Below are 14,972 nucleotides of genomic sequence, written 5' to 3' on the forward strand. Positions count from 1 at the left end.
TACATTTATTTTTGAAATTTTTTGAAATAAAAATCAAATATTTATTCATGAACTTGGCTAATGGATTTTAATGGAATGGATAATAAAGCATCTTCGGTACTATTAAATGGAGAACGAATTAAAAGTAATCGTTCAATAAATTCTGTTATAGGTGGGGGTAGCTCTAATTCTTCCTGCCAACTCCGTTCCTTTTTTTTCGTTGGAGTAAAGTTTGAATAAAGTAAAAACAGAAGAAAATGACCAATAAAGTAAAGATCGCTAATGTAATTTTCGGCACGCTTAGGATTGTTGATTTCCTCTAAACGAACATCTTTCATGTAAGTAGACAATCCGAAATCAATAATATATAACTGATCATCTTTTAACAAAATATTAGGAATACGTAGATCCCGATGGACGATTCCCTTTTTATGGATTTTTAAAACGATTTCGAGAAGTTCCTTTGTTATATGGAGAGAGCGATCGATGGAAAAGTGCATTCCATTATTGAAAATGGCTTTTTCAAAGGTTTGCCCATCCACATATTCCATTATATAGAAGGGTATTTTTTCAATTTCTCCACAAAATAAAACGGAAGGGACGTTCGATAAATCGATTTCTCTCAACATACTGATCTCTTGGGAAAACTTCTTTCGTAGTTTTTTCTTCTGGGTATGTTTTGCCTTCATTCTTTTAAGAACAAATTTCTCTTTTGTAATTGCGTCTTCAATTAAATAGGCAACACCATAAGAACCTAAGCCAATCATTTCGATAAATTGGTAAGTTGTTTGTTGATTAATATAATCTTTTACAATCTGGTCATACTTCTTTTCCGAAAAATAATGGAACATTAGCTACTGAAAAAGCTACGAGAGCTGAAGAAACTTCTAGAACTACGCTTATAACCTTTTTTATAGTGTTTATGACCATAATAATTATGTTTATGAGAATAATGTTTACGACTACTACTTGAATAGCGGCGACGATGACCATGGCCATGATTTCCGCCCAATAAACCTTTTAAAATTTTATCTAACATCCAATCATCCCTTTCTAATTAGAAATTTAAGAAAAAATGTGTTGATAATTATTATACGAATTTCTTATTAGTAAGTTTCGGTTTTAAAAAGAAGAAAAACAATTTATTAATATTTGGACACAAACTGGACAATTTAAAAAAAATATTATAAAGTATATTAGTTAGTTAAGCTAACTATCTATTTTTGGAGGGATATTTATGAGCGAAATAAACCGGACACTTTTTGATAGTTATAGAGACCTGTATCGTCCTTACGTCAACGTGGTAAATAGTCGACTGGCAAAATTCAATTTATTTTCCACACAATGGTTAGTATTACGTTTAATCAGCTTAAAGGGATCCTGTACATTAGTAGAAATTGCGAAGGAAACGCGCGTTGAAAAACCAAGCGTTACACGTACTATTCAAAAGTTAATAGAAATTGGATACATTGAAACGAGACAAGGGGAAGATCGAAGAGAGAAATACGTTCTTTTAACAGAGCGCGGAACAGAAGTATATAAAGCGATACAACTTGAGTTATCTTCATTATTTGAAGAATGTATTGAAGGTATACAAGAGGAAGAGTTACATATCGCTAGAAAAGTATTGGACCGTATTTTACAAAATGTTTTAAAAAGATAGGAGCGTAAAAAAGTGTTAGAAAAAGAGTCATTATGGACTAAAAATTTTATCATGATATCATTAATCAATTTTATTGTCACATTAATTTTTTATTTACTCATCGTCGTTATTGCCGGTTATGCAGTAGATAAATTTGATGCATCAACTAGTACAGCCGGTTTAGTATCTAGTATCTTTATTATTGGATCACTATTTGGACGATTATTAACGGGAAGAATTATTACTTCTGTTGGAAGTAAAAGAACTTTACAAATAGGTTTATTTGCATTTTTTATAACAACATTTGCCTACTTTATTGCTTCAAATATACCCTCTTTAATTGTACTCCGTTTATTACATGGGATGTCGATGGGAATTATCGGTACAACGACAGGTACTTTAATTGCACAAATTATCCCTCCTACTCGTCGTGGGGAAGGGATTGGTTATTTTAGCTTGAGTGCTGTGTTAGCTACAGCGATTGGACCTTTTATAGGAATATTACTCACACAAAATGCTGAAAGTTTTAACACAGTCTTTATTTTTAACGCCGTTTTAGTTGTCATATGTGTATTAATGTACTTTACCGTAGATTTAAATAAAGTAAATACAATGACGAAGGCGAAGTTAGAAACAGTAGATAAAGGATTTAAAATAAGTAACTATATTGAACCGAAAGCAGTTTCGATTTCCTTTATTGCGTTATTAGTTGGTGTTGCCTATTCGGGTGTCATGTCATTCCTATCGTTCTATGCCGAAAGTATACATTTAATAAAAGCGGGAAGTTTTTTCTTCCTAGTTTATGCGATTGTTATTTTATGTACACGCCCTATTACAGGTCCTTTAATGGATCGCAAGGGAGCGAACGTAATTGTTTACCCAAGTTTAATAATCTTTGCCTTCGGTATGTATTGCTTTAGTCAAGCGTCAAATTCGGCTATCTTTTTAATAGCTGCCGCTTTAATTGGAATTGGGTATGGTAACTTTAGCTCTATTGCTCAAGCGCTCGCTGTAAAGGTAACTGAACCCCATCGTTATGGGTTAGCCACTTCAACTTACTTTATTTTTCTAGATTTAGGATTAGGAATAGGACCCTATATTTTAGGGTTAATAGAACCGCATACAACTTATCGAGTATTGTTCTTTGCTATGGTTCCTGTGATTTTATGTTCGCTCGTTTGTTATTATTTCCTAGTTGGTTTGAAGGAAGCTAAATTAAAGATACATTAAGCAAAAAGCTTAGTATTCACAAAAATTGAAGTGGGTACTTGGCTTTTTTTTTCCCATAAACACTTTTATAAGTTCTTTGCTCAATGGGGTTCATAACGTCTACTTGTATTCCTATGGTTGTAGCAAAGAATTGTCCTAGTATCGATGATGCCTAAAATAATCATTACTATCTTTAGCAATAATATAAAGCTATACTTTTTTTCTTGTGTTAACTTATGAGAGAAAAAGGGCATTATTATTATTCAATTTCAAATAAAAAAGTAGTGGCAAGTAAAAAATAGTTCGAAACTTTAGGAGCAAAAAGATAAATAAATTGAAAAAGCATATCAAAAAAGTAGTATTAATAAATTTTTATTTAATACTACTTTCCTTTTTTTACTTTACAAAACATATTTACAAAAATACTCAGCCATTTCTTCTTTCGTTAAATTAAGTTTACGCATTATTCCTAAGCAGTTGGACAGGATGATATCAACCCCTTCAGAGTGTTCAAAGTGAATGCCATATTCTGACTGTAAAAATTCTGCGAAATCCCATTTTTCAAAAGAGTGGCGTTTATCCCCGTTATAATAGCTTTCCATTTCGGTATATAAATCTTTAAAAAACGGCTCAAACAATTCACTTTTTTTCATTAAATGACGATACGTGCTATTACTTGTAGGTACTTTCGCTGCATAAACGTCTTTTGAAATAATTTGGATTATATCTTCCGCATTGATATATTCACTTGTTGTTTCTTCTATGATCCAGATAGCGCATTGAAATAACGGGTGGGATTCGAAGGAGTGAACATTTTCTAATTTCTTTCGAAAAAATTTCTTAAGAATAACCCCTTCCTCGGAAACATAAAGCACTTCATAGTGAAAGGTTGTATCTAAATCCCAATGATTGTATTCCTCAAGTATTGCATAGCTTTCACCAAAAAGTATATCCGTTTGCATGTGGGTTGGTTGAAAGTCGTAATAAGTAGAGCCTTCTACCGCATGCCCAAAATACTTTAAATAGACGTCATGGACATCCTTTTTACTTGGATTCACAAGACATAGACTATATTTTTCTTTTGGAATGACAAATTGAAGAATAAAATTCAGCTCCTTCTAAGTTGTTCGCCTAATAGCGTTTGGCGGAATTGAAAGAAAAAGCAATGTCGTTAAAACATATTCAAGAAAATGGATAATATTCGTAAGTACATATTGAATTATATGGGATTTATTAAGTGGATTAGATGAACGATTTTAAGGGGGAAAAGACAAACTAAATGAAAAAAGTTTTCAAAGAAAATTGCCTATTAGGGATACTCAACCCATGCCTATCTTTTATTCCTACATAAATTAATGTTAGCTCATAAAAGAAGGGAGGATTTTGCAATGCGTCCTATTGATTTTAATGATGAGTCCCCACAACGTCAATCATTCCCAGGAGGGTTCCCAGGATTTCCAGGAGGAGGTTTTCCGGGTGGAGGATTTCCAGGATTCCCGGGTGGCGGAGGTCCAGGAGGAGGGTTTCCAGGAGGAGGTTTCCCAGGAGGAGGCCCAGGTCAACTTCAAGCTCCAACTTCACCACCACCAAGCTTTACACCGCAAATGACTACATTTCAACAACAAGAATTCGCTAGCAGAGGTGGAGTAGGTGGAATAAGACGGTGTTTCTTCCGAAATACTTTTATTTGGTTAAGAAACGGTAATAGTTTTTGGTTCTTCCCTATGATTGCTTTTGGAAATCAAATTATTGGATTCCGATGGAGAGGAACGAGAGGTTGGGTGTATGATTCCATCAATCGAAATCGAATACTGTTCTTCCAATGCTTTTAATTAACATTCTCTATTCACCCACCTCCTAAAAGAACGGAATACCCCATTTCAAAGGTGAGATGCTTAGGCGTCTCCCTTTTTAATTTGAATTTGGGGTTCTAAATCATTGTTCAATAGAATAAGTGAATAAGAAGGCAATTTGTACTTGAGGAGGATGGAAATGGAGATTAAAAATGTCCGTGAAGAAATTTGGAATAGTGTAACGGGTCTAACAGATGCACAATTAAACGAGGTAGTAGAAGAGGGGAACTGGAGTATAGCACAAGTACTAGAACATTTACATTTAATGGAGAAAAATGTCGTAAGATTAATTCAGCATGCTTTGAACCAAAATGAATTCGAAGTGCCGGGGACATTTCCTGTTCAAATGGTGGCAGACCGGACTAAAAAAATTGCTGCTCCGGAAATTTTAAATCCTTCGAATAATTTTCAAACATTAGAAGAGTTAAAAAAGAAATTATCCCAATCTAGAGATTCATTAGAAAAAGTAATTCAGAATTTAAGTGAAGATGAGCTTAATGGAAAAACTTTCGAGCATCGTCGTTTTGGAGTATTGTCTATAAAACAATGGATTTCCCTTGTTGGATACCATGAAAAGCGTCATATCGGACAAATAGAAGAAATAAAAAAAGAATTAGAAAAGGTTGTTTAAATTTCGGTGTTAAATATTTGTATTCTGGAGTAGGATCTGTTGTTCGGATTCCTACTTTTTTCTCCCCCTATAAAAATAGTATTTTTTTGATACGCTAAGATCGAATAAAGGTTGATAGCTGCACTGCTAAAAATGAATTTGTAATTATATTAAAATAATAAATTAATGGTAGAAAATGAAATTTGACAATTAAAAACGCTGAGTGTAAAAATAATTCTAATATTGAGGAGGGGTAGATGTGGAGACAAATGTAGTGAATATTAATGGGGGACCATTATTTTATGCAGATTATCCAGGAGCTCAAGGAACAGTTGTAGCCGTTCATGGGTTAACGGGTAATCATAAACAAATGCATTATTATGCGGAACTGCTAAAAGACGATTATCGTTTTATTTCGGTCGATTTAAAAGGGCGTGGAAATAGTGGACCAGCTTCAGAAAATACAAGTATTGAACAACATACACAAGATATTCTTGCACTTTTAGAACAGTTGGAGATCGAAAATCCTATATTAATGGGTTACTCCATGGGTGCCTTTATTATGGCAAATGTTGCACGTAAACGATCTGATGTGAAAGGTGTCATCTTATTGGATGGTGCGGCAACTGCAACGGATCATCAACGGAACATTATTGAACCTTCGTTAGGTCGAATTAGTAAGTTATACGAAAATGCCCAAAGCTACATAGAGGAAATTAAAGGGATATATGGTCGTCTCGGCGTGGAATGGACTGAACATCTTGAAAGTGTTGGTCATTATGAAATTGCCAATGTGGATGGCTACTGGAAAAATAAATCAGATGAAATAAAAATTCGTCAAGATTTAGAGAGTTTCTTTGACTATAATCCTTCACAAGTCTTTTCAAAAATTCAATGCCCAATTTTATTAATTCACTCAGAAGGTAACATTGGTACGAATCCAGCCTTATTTTTAGCAGAGCATTACGGTGAAACTCTACAATTTGCTAAAAATATTCATAAAGTTACATCACAAAGCAACCATTATACATTGGTATTTTCTAATCGACCTGAAGTAAATAAAGCAATCGTTCAGTTTCTAAAAAATTTGTAAAAAAGAGTTGAAATTTGGCGAAAATTATGCAAATATTATATCAAATCATAAATGTATAGCCTATCGAAGAGGCGTAAGGAAACGAACTTTCCTTTTATAACCGATTCGAATAGTTGGCTGCATTCCTCAAAGCGACATACGTTTTTTCGTTGTCGGGAGGAGTGTGGCCATTTTTTATTTTCTAAGGGGGAATATCACGTGTCATTAGGACTCGACTACTTTAAAAAAGTATATGGCGTAATTCCTGGATGGGTCCAAAAAATGTACGACTACAATCCAGAAATGTTACAACATTATACTGCTCTTCGAGGAGCTGCAATGTCTGCTGGCGCTTTATCAGTTAAAGAGAAAGATATTTTATTAGTTGGGATGAATGCCGCACGATTATATGCACGAAGCATGGTTTATCATACAAAAGGTTCTATAGATGGTGGAGCTACGTTAGAAGAGCTTGCGGAATACTTATTAGTGGCATATCACTACGGAGGTGAAAAAGCATTACAAATCGGATTGCAATCCTTCGAATATGCCTTAGAGTTAACGGAAACAAAATCTATAAAAATATCACATGAAAGTAAGGTTTCAGAGATTATTCGTTTTTATGGTGAGTTTGCAAAAACAGAACAAAGTAGATCCTATTTTGAACAGTTGGCTACCCTTTCTGATTGTACAGATGTAAACGTTTTAAAAGCGAAATTGCTTGAAACAAATTGTGTTACAACACAAATGAAACATATTTTAATGACGGGTATTTATACAACAACTTTAAATAACGAAGAAACGGATGTTTGGGCTAAAAAGGCAAGAGATGTAGGCGTCCAAGAAGCACAACTAGCCGAGTTAGGATATGCTTGCCTGTTAACTGCAGGAATTCCATCTTGGTTTGAGATTAGTGATGCGTTAATAGAGAAATAACGGGGTGATGACAACAATGGAAATTTTCAAAACAGAAAAAGAGGCGCTGGCTACTGTTCAAAGCAACCAAACGATTATGGTAGGTGGTTTTGGACTTGTTGGAGCGCCCTTAACGTTAATCGATGCATTAGTGGAATTAAATGTAAAAGACCTAACAATTATAAGCAATAACTTAGGTGAGCAGGGAAAAGGATTAGGAAAACTGCTTCTACAAAAAAAGGTGAAAAAAGCAATTGGCTCCTATTTCACTAGTAATCGTGACGTTGGTGAAGCTTATCAACGAGGAGAACTTGAAATTGAATTAATGCCACAAGGGACATTAGCTGAATCCATTCGTGCAGGTGGAGCTGGAATTGGTGGTTATTATACAAAAACTTCCGTTGGAACAGATCTTGCAAAAGGAAAAGAAATAAAAGTAATTGATGGAGAAGAATATGTTTTTGAGAAAGCTTTAAAAGCAGATGTTGCAATCATTCGAGCACATAAAGCGGATACACTTGGAAACTTAATTTACTATAAAACGGCAAGGAACTTTAATCCAATAATGGCTACAGCGGCACAATACGTTGTTGCTGAAGTGGATGAAATTGTAGAAGTTGGTCAATTAAAAAGCGATGAAATTGTCACACCCCATCTTTTTGTTGACGGAGTGATCGTTGCTAAAAAAGTGTTAACAAAGGAAGGTGTAGTTGACAATGGCTAACCCAATACAAGAATTAATTGCAAAAAGGGCAGCACAGGAACTACGAGAAGGAGAAGTCATCAATTTAGGAATTGGTATTCCGACTTTAGTTTCAAAGTATGTAGAGGATAAAAAAGTATTTTTCCACACGGAAAATGGCATGCTCGGTGTGGAAGATGTGTTAGAAGAAAAGATGGATCCAAACTTAGTGAATGCTGGAAAACAACCGGTTGGAGAAGGGGTTGGATCATCCTTTTTTAATAGCGCAGATTCATTTGGCATGATTCGTGGTGGACATATAGATGTCGCTATTTTAGGAGTACTACAAGTTGATAGGGAGGCTCATATCGCAAACTGGGCAGTACCTGGAAAAAATATTATCGGTGTTGGAGGGGCGATGGATTTACTAGAAGGTGCAAAGAAAGTAATCGTCACGACTACACATACATCTAAGGATGGAAAAAGTAAAATAATGAAGGAATGTACTTATCCTATTACTTCTAATAGAAGTGTGGATATGATTATTACTGAATTAGCGGTATTTCGATATTTGGACGGCAATTTGCATTTAACGGAATTAATGCCGGGAGTAAGGCTTGAGGAAGTTGAAAAAAATACAGAAGCGGAGTTTATAAAATCGCTTGAATAGGAGGAAAGGCGTTATGAAGGAAGTTGTAATTATCGACGGAGTTCGTACTGCGATTGGGAAATTAGGTGGTTCATTAATAAATGAAACAGCTGATTATCTTGCTGAAAAGGTAATAAGTGCACTCGTAGAACGAACAGGGATCGATCGTAGTGAAGTAGATGAAGTCATTTTAGGACAAGCAAAACAAAGTGCAGATCAATCAAATGTAGCTCGCGTTGCTGCTTTGCGCGCAAACATACCTATCGAAGTACCAGCTTATACCGTACATCGTCAATGTGGGTCGGGTTTACAATCGATTAATAATGCCGCTCAACAAATTGCTTTAGGGTTAAGTGATATCGTTATTGCTGGTGGAACAGAATCGATGAGTACCGCTCCTTATTATATTCGAAATGCTCGTTATGGTTACGGAGCAGGCAACGGCTTAATTCTCGATCCGAATACAGAAAGTCAACCGGGGTCACAACCTGAGCATTATAACATTCAAACGATGGGGGAAACAGCAGAAAACCTCGCACAGAAGTATAAAATATCTCGTGATGACCAGGATGCCTTTGCTCAATTAAGCCAAGACCGTGCCCACCACGCTATTGAGGAAGGTCATTTTGAAAGTCAAATTATCCCGTATGAAGTGAAGGAGAGAAAATCAACGTCAGTATTTTCCGTTGATGAACATCCGCGACTTACTTCTATTGAAAAACTATCAACATTAAAACCTGTATTTCGAAAAGATGGTTCTGTTACAGCGGGTAATAGTAGCGGGAGAAATGATGGTGCTTCAGCATTATTAGTCATGTCAAAGGATAAAGCAGACCAATTAGGTTTAAAACCTAAAGTGAAAATTATTGCTCAGGCTGCAGCTGGAGTAGATCCAACCATTATGGGGATTGGACCGGTACCTGCAACGTTAAAGGCATTGAAACAAGCCAATTTAACGATAGAAGATATCGATGTTATTGAATTAAATGAAGCGTTTGCAGCTCAGTCTTTAGCAGTTATCGAAGAGTTAAATTTAGATATTCAAAAAGTGAACCCAAATGGAGGAGCCATTGCATTAGGTCATCCAATTGGCGCAACAGGGGCTATTTTAATGACAAAATTAATTCACGAGTTAGAAAGAACCGGTAAACGTTATGGTCTAGTTACTTTATGTATTGCGGGGGGACTAGGAATTTCGACCATAGTTGAAAACTGCCAAATATAACATTTGGCAGTTTCTGATACTATTGTTTAATCTTCTCTAAGTATCGTTTTTGGGCAGATTTAATGGCTACAATGACAGAACCGGTTGATGGTGTTACATAATGCTCTTCAACACGGGAAAGTAATTCATCTATATCGGATGTAAGGTCAAAACCGACAAGCATACGTTTGAAAAAGTCTTGTGCGAGTCTTGTTACAAAAGTAAACTCAGCGTCGATAATTTTATGAGTCTCTTTATCGATTTCTAAAACAATCCCTGCGTGCTTGTACACTTCATACATAGAAGTGCCTTGAGGAGCTTTTGCATAAGCTGTCACAAGTATTGAAGATAAGTTTTGCATATTAGTTCCTCCAGATAGAGTATTTTTAAATATTTTACCATGTAAAATGAAAGTTTTTAGTAGATTTATAATTTTAAAAATAACGAGGGGATATTTTCGAATCAGAAAATGTAAACGCTTAAATATAAGGGGGAAATACCGTGGGAAAATTAACAAACTTCTTTACTAATTTAATGAAGAAATACATGCCGGATCCATTTGTATTTGCAATTGGATTAACAATACTAACATTTATTTTAGCGCTTTTAATAGAAGATATTTCTTTCACTCAGCTTACAACAGCTTGGGGTGATGGATTTTGGGATTTATTAGCCTTTACAACTCAAATGGCCGTTATATTAGTATTTGGTTATGTATTAGCAACCGCACCAGCAACGGATAAATTATTAAACAAGATTGCGAGTAAAGTTCAATCACCTAAAACAGCAGTTATCGTTGCAACGCTTGTAGGTGCTATCGGTAGTTATTTAAACTGGGGATTTGGTTTAGTCGTCGGTGGAATTATTGCAAAAAAGCTAGCTATACGGGTTAAGGGAGTTCACTATCCGTTAATTATTGCTGCAGCTTATTCAGGCTTTACATTTTATGGTTTAGGATTATCAGCTTCCATACCAATTTTAATTTCAACACCAGGTCATTTCTTAGAAGGGGAAATGGGGCTTATTAACTTGGCTGAAACGATTTTTAGTTTACCGATGATTATTCTAACAATTGTTCTATTAATTGTTTTACCAATCTTTAATGCTATGTTACACCCGAAGGATCCTAAAAATGTTATTGAAATTAATCCAGAATTATACGCTGAACCACAAGGGGAAAAGCCTAAATTATTGGAAGATAATACGTTTGCAACAAAATTAAACAACAGTAAAATTTTAGCTTATACGATCGGGATATTAGGTATTGTTTACTCAATTTTCTATTTCGTAAACGGAAATTCATTAAACTTAAACATTATTAACTTTATTATATTATTCCTTGGGATACTTTTACTTGGAACTCCGGCTCGTTATGTAGAACATATTAATGATGGAATTAAAACGGTATCAGGAATTATCTTACAATTCCCGTTTTATGCAGGTATTATGGCGATTATGGCCGCTTCTGGGCTAGTTGATACCATTGCTCATTTATTCGTTAATATTTCAACAGAACATACTTTATCATTTTGGGGATTAATTAGTTCCTTCTTTATTAACTTTTTTGCACCGTCTGCGGGTGGACACTGGACAGTGCAAGGTCCATTTATGATCGATGCTGCTCAATCATTAGGGGCATCTGTTGCACAGAACTCCATGGCCGTTATGTTAGGTAACGCTTGGAACGATATAGTTCAACCGTTTTGGATTTTACCGGCATTAGCTTTATCCCGTCTAAAATTAAAAGATATTATGGGATATTTAGTTATGATTATGTTATTTGTAGGTATTTTCTATATCGCTGCCATTTTATGTTGGTCTTATTTATTTTAAGAAAGGAAAGCCTTTGTTCCATGACAAGGGCTTTTCTTTAGAAGTAAGGGGTGTTTTTGTTGAAAGAAACAATACTACATTTTGTAAAGGACGGTATGTTAACTAGTAAGGAGAAATGTTTACTCTTAGTTGGATTATTCGCTGCAAGGCGTGAAGAACAAGAAATGCTTCAGGCTGTTGATGCGGCAGTAACAACAGGGAATGGGGTAGCCGAAATAGCAGAGTTAATAACAGCAGCAATTATCTCTCGTGGCATCCCCACTTGGCTATCAGGAATTGAGGCGATATCGAAGGCTATTGAATTAACGGATGAAAATTCAACATTACCGAATGAGGAAAACATTGCTTCTTTTGCCACAAAGGAAGAATGTATTCAATACTATCAAACTGAATTTAATGTTTTACCAAAATGGATTCAATACTTAGTCGAATATGCACCGGATACACTTTTAAAATATAGTAATCTACGATCAACTTCATTAAGAGATGGTTTAGTATCTCGCCTTTTAAAAGAACTGCTTTTATATGCTATTAACATTTGTGATGGGTATCCGAAGGGCATCGAGATTCACAAAACAAATGCATTACAACTCGGTGCTAATCAAAATTTATTGTGCGAAATAAAAGAACTGTGTGTTTTAGCAGTTGGTCTTAAGGCTACTATTCTTGATTAAGAAAAAAAGGAGCGTATAGATGAAAATATTAATTATCGGTGGCGGTTTTATGGGTACTGCATTAGCGACATATTTTAACGGCCACGGAGTAGACGTTTCAATCTATGAAACATTTGAAAAGAAAAGAATCGAATTAATGAACAATGAACAGCTATCTGATATTACGATACTTCAAGAACTTTGTTCGATTGAAGATTTAGATTTTATTATCGAAGCGATTCCTGAAAATTTGGAAGCTAAACAAGATTTATTCGCAAAACTTGAACATTTATTTCCTTCTAACGTTACGTTTTGCACGAATACTTCGAGTTATTTAATAAGCGAAGTAGCGAAAACAATGGAACAAAAAAGCCGTCTAATTGGTACCCATTTTTTCTCGCCGGCAAATATTTCACCTTTAGTTGAAGTGGTGCCAAGTGAACATACAGATCCAAAGAGAATAGAGGCTGTAATGGTTTTATTAAAATCGGTGAAAAAGAAACCGGTTTTATTAAAGAAAGAAATCGAAGGTTTTGTTGCCAATCGACTTCAAAGTGCTCTATCCAGGGAAGCAATGTCATTAGTTGAGAAGGGAATCGTATCTGCGGATGAATTAGATTTTATTGCAAAATGGAGTCTTGGGATTCGGTTAGCAAATACGGGGCCACTCGAACAACGAGATATAAATGGGTTAGACACCCATTTAGCTATTACGAAATACGTATATCCAACCCTTGAAAATCGCACTACCCCTTTACCAATTCTCGAAGAGAAATGTGCAAATGATTCGTTAGGTATTAAGACAAAACAAGGTTTTTATAATTGGGAGTCTATCGATGTAGAAGATTATCAATCGAAAAAGAACAATATTCTAAATCAAGTCATTGAAGTCGTTTCAGAGGGGGATCGAAATGAAATATAAAGCGTTAGTAAAAAATTCAGCTGCCAAGCATGATGTGAAGTTTGTTGAATATGAAGTACCGGAGTTAAAAGATCATGAATGTTTAATAAGGGTAAAAGCTGTTGGTATTTGCGGAAGTGATTTACATATGTATTATGGCCATGGAGGCTACGATTGGGTTACTTATCCATTAGTTTTAGGCCACGAAGTAACAGGGGAAGTAATCGCGGTTGGGAACAATAATGCAACAGAATATTTAAGTAAATGAGTTGTAATCGATCCTTATATAAGTTGTGGACAATGTGAATTCTGTCTTCGTGGCGAAACGAATCGATGTGATTTTAACGAGTATAAAACAATCAAAACGCCGATAGAAGCTTTACGTTATGGATTTAGAGAAGCTGGTGGAATGGCCCAATTGATGGTTGTGGATATAAAAAATATTATTCCAATTGATGAAAACGTATCGGATAGTGTGGCGGCGATTTCTGAAGCGCTTGCGGTAAGCTATACCGCTGTAAAAAAAGTGGAGCATTTTCACAGTAAACGAGTATTAGTTGTTGGACCAGGACCTATCGGACTTGGTGTAGGCGCTGTATTAATCGGTTCAGGTAACGAACAAGTAGATATGCTCGGTACTACTGTTGATGAAAATCGACTAAAGTTAGCAAAATCGATTGGAATAAAAATGACGTATATGTCAGAAGAAGAGATTTTAACAAAAGACTTTAATGGTTATGATGCAATCATTGACTGTTCCGGACATCCATCGGTTCCTCAAATGGCAATGAGATTATTAAAACGTGGTGGCCAATTAGTGCTTGTTGGTATTAACTCCGCATCATTCTCGATTCCGATGGATCAAATCGTTCGGGGTGAAATTTCTATTAATGGAAGCTATGGTATTACAAGAGGAAATTATGAAGAAGTACTAAAATTAGCTGCCATCCCAACATATCCGTTTGATAAGTTAATCGCAGAAAAAGTACCCTTTTCCCAATGTACGAAAGGGTTTGAAAAAGCATTAAATAAAGTCAGTGGTAAAGTTGTTATAACAATGTAGGAGGTAACTTACTGATGAAAATAATTGATTTAACTTTAGAAATTTATGATGGATTGAAATCTTATTTATCCCACCCACCAATCGTTATTAGACCAGAGTCCACTTTTGAAAATTCATTCCAACGTTATGTAGAACCGTGTGAAGGGTTTGAATCTCGTTTTTTAGAAATGTCTGATCATAGTGGGACTCATATTGATGCGCCGTTACATTTTATACGGAACAGTCAATCAACAGCAGAAATGGATTTAACCCGCTGTTACGGGGAAGCGATTTATTTAGATTTAACGCCGTTTAAACAAACAAAAGATGAAGTAACCTATGACATGTTGGAAAAAGCGATGGAAACACAAGGTATTAAAGTAAAACAAAATGATATTGTATTAATTCGAACTCGCACAGGACAGTGGGGAGAAGAAGGATTTTTTGAAGAAGGGGCGTTTGCTCCAAGTGCAGGAGATTGGCTAATCGAAAAACAAGTAAAATGTGTCGGATTAGATCTAGCAAATATTGATACCCATGATAATATGGCTCGTGAAGTGCATATGAAAATTCTACCTGTCCCTATTTATATCATTGAAAATTTAGTTAACTTAGATCAATTGCCAAAAGATAAACATTTTACATTTAGTGCACTACCATTAAAATTAAAAAATGCAACAGCTTCTCCCGTTCGCGCGGTTGCCATTTTGAACGATTAAATAATCATA

Annotated in this window: 18 protein-coding genes; 15 read left to right on the forward strand and 3 right to left on the reverse strand. The window is 35.3% G+C overall.

The annotated features are described in order from the left end of the window. Window positions 1-41 precede the first annotated feature (41 nt). Entirely contained in the window at window positions 42-830 is a 789-nt protein-coding gene (locus tag H9636_RS15030; protein WP_191708387.1) for a serine/threonine protein kinase, read from the reverse strand. Between the two features lie 386 nt (window positions 831-1,216). Between H9636_RS15030 and H9636_RS15035 the strand changes: the two genes are divergently transcribed. Both H9636_RS15035 and H9636_RS15040 read left to right on the forward strand, forming a co-directional pair. Continuing rightward, on the forward strand, window positions 1,217-1,642 hold the full coding sequence (locus tag H9636_RS15035) for a MarR family winged helix-turn-helix transcriptional regulator (protein ID WP_191708388.1): 426 nt from the start codon (window positions 1,217-1,219) through the stop codon (window positions 1,640-1,642). A 51-nt stretch (window positions 1,643-1,693) separates the two neighbouring features. Next, entirely contained in the window at window positions 1,694-2,851 is a 1,158-nt protein-coding gene (locus tag H9636_RS15040) for an MFS transporter (protein WP_191708424.1), read from the forward strand. 380 nt (window positions 2,852-3,231) lie between these two features. Here the strand turns inward: H9636_RS15040 and H9636_RS15045 are convergent, their stop codons facing one another. Then, entirely contained in the window at window positions 3,232-3,888 is a 657-nt protein-coding gene (locus H9636_RS15045; RefSeq protein WP_191708389.1) for a hypothetical protein, read from the reverse strand. 330 nt (window positions 3,889-4,218) lie between these two features. Here H9636_RS15045 and H9636_RS15050 point away from each other — a divergent pair, with 330 nt between their 5' ends. The 7 genes from H9636_RS15050 (at window position 4,219) to H9636_RS15080 (ending at window position 9,836) form a co-directional block, all read left to right on the forward strand. Then, window positions 4,219-4,662 (forward strand): hypothetical protein, encoded by a 444-nt coding sequence (locus H9636_RS15050; RefSeq protein WP_191708390.1) that lies wholly within the window; start codon window positions 4,219-4,221, stop codon window positions 4,660-4,662. A gap of 160 nt (window positions 4,663-4,822) precedes the next feature. Beyond that, window positions 4,823-5,314 carry a DinB family protein gene (locus H9636_RS15055; protein ID WP_191708391.1) on the forward strand — a complete coding sequence of 164 codons (492 nt, stop codon included), beginning with the start codon at window positions 4,823-4,825 and terminating at the stop codon, window positions 5,312-5,314. Between the two features lie 238 nt (window positions 5,315-5,552). Beyond that, window positions 5,553-6,386 carry an alpha/beta fold hydrolase gene (locus tag H9636_RS15060; RefSeq protein ID WP_191708392.1) on the forward strand — a complete coding sequence of 278 codons (834 nt, stop codon included), beginning with the start codon at window positions 5,553-5,555 and terminating at the stop codon, window positions 6,384-6,386. 198 nt (window positions 6,387-6,584) lie between these two features. Beyond that, a complete protein-coding gene (locus H9636_RS15065) occupies window positions 6,585-7,301 on the forward strand; it encodes a carboxymuconolactone decarboxylase family protein (RefSeq protein ID WP_191708393.1) in 717 nt (238 codons plus the stop codon). Between the two features lie 16 nt (window positions 7,302-7,317). After that, window positions 7,318-8,004 carry a CoA transferase subunit A gene (locus tag H9636_RS15070; RefSeq protein WP_191708394.1) on the forward strand — a complete coding sequence of 229 codons (687 nt, stop codon included), beginning with the start codon at window positions 7,318-7,320 and terminating at the stop codon, window positions 8,002-8,004. After that, window positions 7,997-8,632, forward strand: a complete 636-nt coding sequence (locus H9636_RS15075; protein WP_191708395.1) for a 3-oxoacid CoA-transferase subunit B — start codon at window positions 7,997-7,999, stop codon at window positions 8,630-8,632. Before H9636_RS15070 ends, H9636_RS15075 begins: the two co-directional genes overlap by 8 nt. Window positions 8,633-8,645: 13 nt before the next feature. Next, window positions 8,646-9,836, forward strand: a complete 1,191-nt coding sequence (locus H9636_RS15080; protein WP_191708396.1) for a thiolase family protein — start codon at window positions 8,646-8,648, stop codon at window positions 9,834-9,836. A gap of 19 nt (window positions 9,837-9,855) precedes the next feature. Here the strand turns inward: H9636_RS15080 and H9636_RS15085 are convergent, their stop codons facing one another. After that, window positions 9,856-10,176, reverse strand: a complete 321-nt coding sequence (locus H9636_RS15085) for a DUF3870 domain-containing protein (protein WP_191708397.1) — start codon at window positions 10,174-10,176, stop codon at window positions 9,856-9,858. A gap of 140 nt (window positions 10,177-10,316) precedes the next feature. Between H9636_RS15085 and H9636_RS15090 the strand changes: the two genes are divergently transcribed. From H9636_RS15090 to H9636_RS15115, 6 genes are all read left to right on the forward strand, one after another. Beyond that, the gene (locus tag H9636_RS15090; RefSeq protein ID WP_191708398.1) at window positions 10,317-11,648 is read left to right on the forward strand and encodes a short-chain fatty acid transporter; all 1,332 of its coding nucleotides are present in this window, start codon (window positions 10,317-10,319) and stop codon (window positions 11,646-11,648) included. Window positions 11,649-11,707: 59 nt separating this feature from the next. Beyond that, a complete protein-coding gene (locus tag H9636_RS15095) occupies window positions 11,708-12,322 on the forward strand; it encodes a hypothetical protein (protein WP_191708399.1) in 615 nt (204 codons plus the stop codon). A gap of 19 nt (window positions 12,323-12,341) precedes the next feature. After that, window positions 12,342-13,223, forward strand: a complete 882-nt coding sequence (locus tag H9636_RS15100; RefSeq protein ID WP_191708400.1) for a 3-hydroxyacyl-CoA dehydrogenase NAD-binding domain-containing protein — start codon at window positions 12,342-12,344, stop codon at window positions 13,221-13,223. Next, entirely contained in the window at window positions 13,213-13,470 is a 258-nt protein-coding gene (locus tag H9636_RS19490) for an alcohol dehydrogenase catalytic domain-containing protein (RefSeq protein WP_191708401.1), read from the forward strand. Before H9636_RS15100 ends, H9636_RS19490 begins: the two co-directional genes overlap by 11 nt. Before the next feature lie 141 nt (window positions 13,471-13,611). Then, the gene (locus H9636_RS15110) at window positions 13,612-14,265 is read left to right on the forward strand and encodes a zinc-binding dehydrogenase (RefSeq protein ID WP_191708402.1); all 654 of its coding nucleotides are present in this window, start codon (window positions 13,612-13,614) and stop codon (window positions 14,263-14,265) included. A 14-nt stretch (window positions 14,266-14,279) separates the two neighbouring features. Beyond that, the gene (locus tag H9636_RS15115; protein ID WP_191708403.1) at window positions 14,280-14,963 is read left to right on the forward strand and encodes a cyclase family protein; all 684 of its coding nucleotides are present in this window, start codon (window positions 14,280-14,282) and stop codon (window positions 14,961-14,963) included. Window positions 14,964-14,972 lie beyond the last annotated feature (9 nt).

It is taken from the genome of Ureibacillus galli (assembly GCF_014836845.1).
In the GTDB taxonomy this organism is placed as follows: Bacteria; Bacillota; Bacilli; order Bacillales_A; family Planococcaceae; genus Ureibacillus; species Ureibacillus galli.

Bases quoted from the DNA above. Each gene is read 5' to 3' on its own strand.
- H9636_RS15115 (WP_191708403.1), top strand. From the start codon at position 14,280: ATGAAAATAATTGATTTAACTTTAGAAATTTATGATGGATTGAAATCT.
- H9636_RS15075 (WP_191708395.1), top strand. From the start codon at position 7,997: ATGGCTAACCCAATACAAGAATTAATTGCAAAAAGGGCAGCACAGGAA.
- H9636_RS15030 (WP_191708387.1), bottom strand. From the start codon at position 830: ATGTTCCATTATTTTTCGGAAAAGAAGTATGACCAGATTGTAAAAGAT.
- H9636_RS15070 (WP_191708394.1), top strand. From the start codon at position 7,318: ATGGAAATTTTCAAAACAGAAAAAGAGGCGCTGGCTACTGTTCAAAGC.
- H9636_RS15040 (WP_191708424.1), top strand. From the start codon at position 1,694: ATGATATCATTAATCAATTTTATTGTCACATTAATTTTTTATTTACTC.
- H9636_RS15100 (WP_191708400.1), top strand. From the start codon at position 12,342: ATGAAAATATTAATTATCGGTGGCGGTTTTATGGGTACTGCATTAGCG.
- H9636_RS15050 (WP_191708390.1), top strand. From the start codon at position 4,219: ATGCGTCCTATTGATTTTAATGATGAGTCCCCACAACGTCAATCATTC.
- H9636_RS19490 (WP_191708401.1), top strand. From the start codon at position 13,213: ATGAAATATAAAGCGTTAGTAAAAAATTCAGCTGCCAAGCATGATGTG.
- H9636_RS15085 (WP_191708397.1), bottom strand. From the start codon at position 10,176: ATGCAAAACTTATCTTCAATACTTGTGACAGCTTATGCAAAAGCTCCT.
- H9636_RS15035 (WP_191708388.1), top strand. From the start codon at position 1,217: ATGAGCGAAATAAACCGGACACTTTTTGATAGTTATAGAGACCTGTAT.
- H9636_RS15080 (WP_191708396.1), top strand. From the start codon at position 8,646: ATGAAGGAAGTTGTAATTATCGACGGAGTTCGTACTGCGATTGGGAAA.
- H9636_RS15055 (WP_191708391.1), top strand. From the start codon at position 4,823: ATGGAGATTAAAAATGTCCGTGAAGAAATTTGGAATAGTGTAACGGGT.
- H9636_RS15110 (WP_191708402.1), top strand. From the start codon at position 13,612: ATGGCCCAATTGATGGTTGTGGATATAAAAAATATTATTCCAATTGAT.